The 2,829-nt window shown below is 66.0% G+C and carries 1 protein-coding gene and 1 pseudogene; one reads left to right on the top strand and one right to left on the bottom strand.

The window, feature by feature from the left end; translation table 11 throughout:
* The first annotated feature begins 387 nt into the window (after positions 1-387).
* On the top strand, positions 388-1,746 hold the full coding sequence (locus tag CHC08_RS47640; RefSeq protein WP_089213940.1) for an NsdA family TPR-like regulatory protein: 1,359 nt from the start codon (positions 388-390) through the stop codon (positions 1,744-1,746).
* A 186-nt stretch (positions 1,747-1,932) separates the two neighbouring features.
* Here CHC08_RS47640 and CHC08_RS50460 read toward each other — a convergent pair.
* Positions 1,933-2,829, bottom strand: a pseudogene (locus tag CHC08_RS50460) (trypsin-like serine peptidase); the annotation flags it as partial.

Below are 2,829 nucleotides of genomic sequence, written 5' to 3'. Positions count from 1 at the left end.
GCCGGAAGCCGGAAGCCGGAAGCCGGAAGCCGGAAGCCGGAAGCCGGAAGCCGGAAGCCGGAAGCCGGAAGCCGGAAGCCGGAAGCCGGAAGCCGTGTGGGCGGCACCCTGCATACGACCGGTTGCGGCGGCCGTTCGTGGGAAGCGGGCACCCCGCCGCGATGCGATCGTGCGCTCTCCCGCAGGTGATCGGGCTGGAGCTTTCACTGATCGTCTAATCAGCGAAAGGCGCTGGGATTTCTTGAAATCCCGAAAATAGTCACGGATCGTGCTATAAAAAAAGCTCTCCGTTACCTATGTGCGCAAGATGGGCACCAGGGATGGATATGTGCGTTGGAAGCGTGGACGCTCTCGGCGCGCCCTCGGTTCTCACGGTGAGGAGAGCTAATGGAACGCGAGCCCAACAGATCACTCCAGAGGCTCATCGTCGAAGCGGACTTCACCCATAAAGGGCTGGCCCGACGGCTCAACGACCTCGGGGTGGCTCGCGGCTTGTCCGGTCTGAAATATGACCACAGTTCTGTTCTGCGCTGGATTGCCGGTCAGCGGCCGAGAGACCCCGTCCCGGGGCTTCTCGCTGAGATCTTCGCACTCCGGCTCGGCAGGACCGTCAGTACGGAGGATCTCGGCCTGCCGGCCGTCTCGACGCCTCTCGACCTGGGACAGGAGTTCACCCACACGTGGCAGGAGGGGATCGCAACCGTGACAGCACTGTGGCGCGGGGATGTTGAGAGACGCAGGTTCCTGATCGACTCCACCTTCGCGATCGGGGCCGGATCCGCCGGAGCCTTACGCTGGCTGACCCTTCCCCTGGGGGGTCGCCCTGCGGGGGCCGGTCCCCGCAGGGTCGGCATGGACGACATCGCCGCGATCCGGGAGGTCACTCGATCTTTCGGTGAGCTGGACAACAGGTTCGGCGGGGGCCGGGTCCGTTCGGCGGTGGTGAGATATCTGGACACGGCGGTCGCGCCGTTGCTCAGCGACGGTTCGTACGGCGAGGACACGGGCAGGGCGCTGGCCGCGGCCGCGGCCGAGTTGACCCGGCTGGCCGGGTGGATGGCCTACGACCTTGAGCAGCACGGCCTGGCCCAGCGCTACCTGATCCAGGCGCTGCGCCTGGCGAGGGGAGCCGGGGATCACGGGCTCGGCGGGGAGATCCTCGCCGGGATGAGCCATCAGGCCATATATATAGGACAGCCCGCGCACGCCCTCGATCTGGCCAGGGCCGCCCAGCTCTCCGCCCGCCGGGCCGCGGTCTTCGCCCTGCTGGCCGAGACGCACGTGCTGGAGGCCCACGCGCACGCGGTGCTGGCGGACCGTGAGGCGTGCGCCAGATCCCTGCACGAGGCCGAGCTGGCCTTCGACCGGCGCGCGTCGGGGGACGAGCCGGACTGGATCGCCTACTTCGACGAGGCCTACCTGTCGGCCAAGTTCGCCCACTGCTTCCGCGACCTGGGTGACGGGCCGGGGGCCGTGCGGCACGCCAGGCGGTCGCTGGAGATGGACGGGCGTTACGTCCGAGGGCGGATGTTCAACCTGTCGCTGCTGTCGGCGGGGCTGGTCGAATCCGGGGAGCTGGAGGAGGCCTGTACGGTCGCCGCCGACGCGCTGGATCTGGCCGGGGGCCTGCAGTCGGCCCGCACCCGGTCCTACGTCACAGACCTGCGTAGGCGGCTGGATCCCTTCGCCGCCGAGCCGCTGGTGAGGGAGCTGAACGAGCGGGCCAGGGAGCTCAGTCCCGCCTGAGGTCGCGGTGGTCGCAAAGAGATGAGGGGCCCGGCGTAAGCCGGGCCCCTCATCCGTTTCGTGGTGCGATTTTCTGCTTCCCCGCAAAGGCCGAGGGCCCCGGCGTAAGCCGGGGCCCTCGGATGATGCTGGGGTGAGCGTGAGGTGTGGACCCTCACGCTCGGGGTGATCGTTGAGTAGCTACTACTACTTGACGATCGAGCCGGACCACACAGCGGCGGCCTTGTTGTAGACCGTCGCGGTCTCGCCATCGAAGTAGGCCGAGGTGTTGACGTCGATGCGGCCATCGCTGTTCGTGTCACCGAACAGGCTGGTGGTGCCGTTGACGTAGCCCAGACGCTTGGCGCTGCTGTACTTGACGAGCCACGCGGCGCCATCGGAGCCGGTGGTCATCGAGGACTTCAGGCCGACGTGCTCTTCGACCTTGTCGGCCGCGGAGACGTACTTGGTGGCGTTGGTCTTGCCGTAGACCCACTTGGGCGTAACGCCGGTGAAGGGCTTGTCGCCGTTGGGGTGCGGGCCCGCCGGGTAACCGAAGACGTAGACCGTCTGGCCGGCCTTCTGGTTCCAGGTGAAGCCCTGGCCACCGACGTTGTCGCCGAGGCGACCGGTGTCGGTGGTCGGCTTGATGAAGTAGTGGAAGATCGTGTACTTCACGGACTTGGTGTTCTTGGTGTACTTCAGGGTGAAGTACGAGGTGATGGTGTAGTTGCCCTTACCATCGGTCGCCTTGTAGCCCAGGCCCTTGTAGGCGTCGTACTCGGTCTTGGTGACATCGGTGACAGTGGTCGTGAGCTTGGAGCCAACGGCCGGCCACTGGCTCTGGTTGAGCTTGTCCCAGCCGTTGTTCTTCTTGCTGTAGACGTCGCCGCCCCGCACGCTGTAGATAGCGGTGCTCTTGTCGGCTTCGTACTTCCACTTGTCGGTCTCAACGGCGATCGGGTGCGCGTCCTTGTAGGAGGGACCAACCTCGTCAGAGGCGAGGACATCCTCGACCTTGCCGACGTAACCCTTCTGCGTCAGCTTGTCGTACTCCTCGAACGTGGCGACGGTCTCAGCCTTCTCAGACTTCTCACCGTTGTA

The organism is Streptosporangium subroseum (assembly GCF_900188345.1).
In the GTDB taxonomy this organism is placed as follows: Bacteria; Actinomycetota; Actinomycetes; order Streptosporangiales; family Streptosporangiaceae; genus Streptosporangium; species Streptosporangium subroseum.
The sequence above is the reverse complement of the archived record's forward strand: the minus strand, read 5'-3'. Positions and strand labels throughout refer to the sequence as shown.

Coding starts and splice junctions, on each gene's coding strand:
- CHC08_RS47640 (WP_089213940.1), top strand. CDS start 388: ATGGAACGCGAGCCCAACAGATCACTCCAGAGGCTCATCGTCGAAGCG.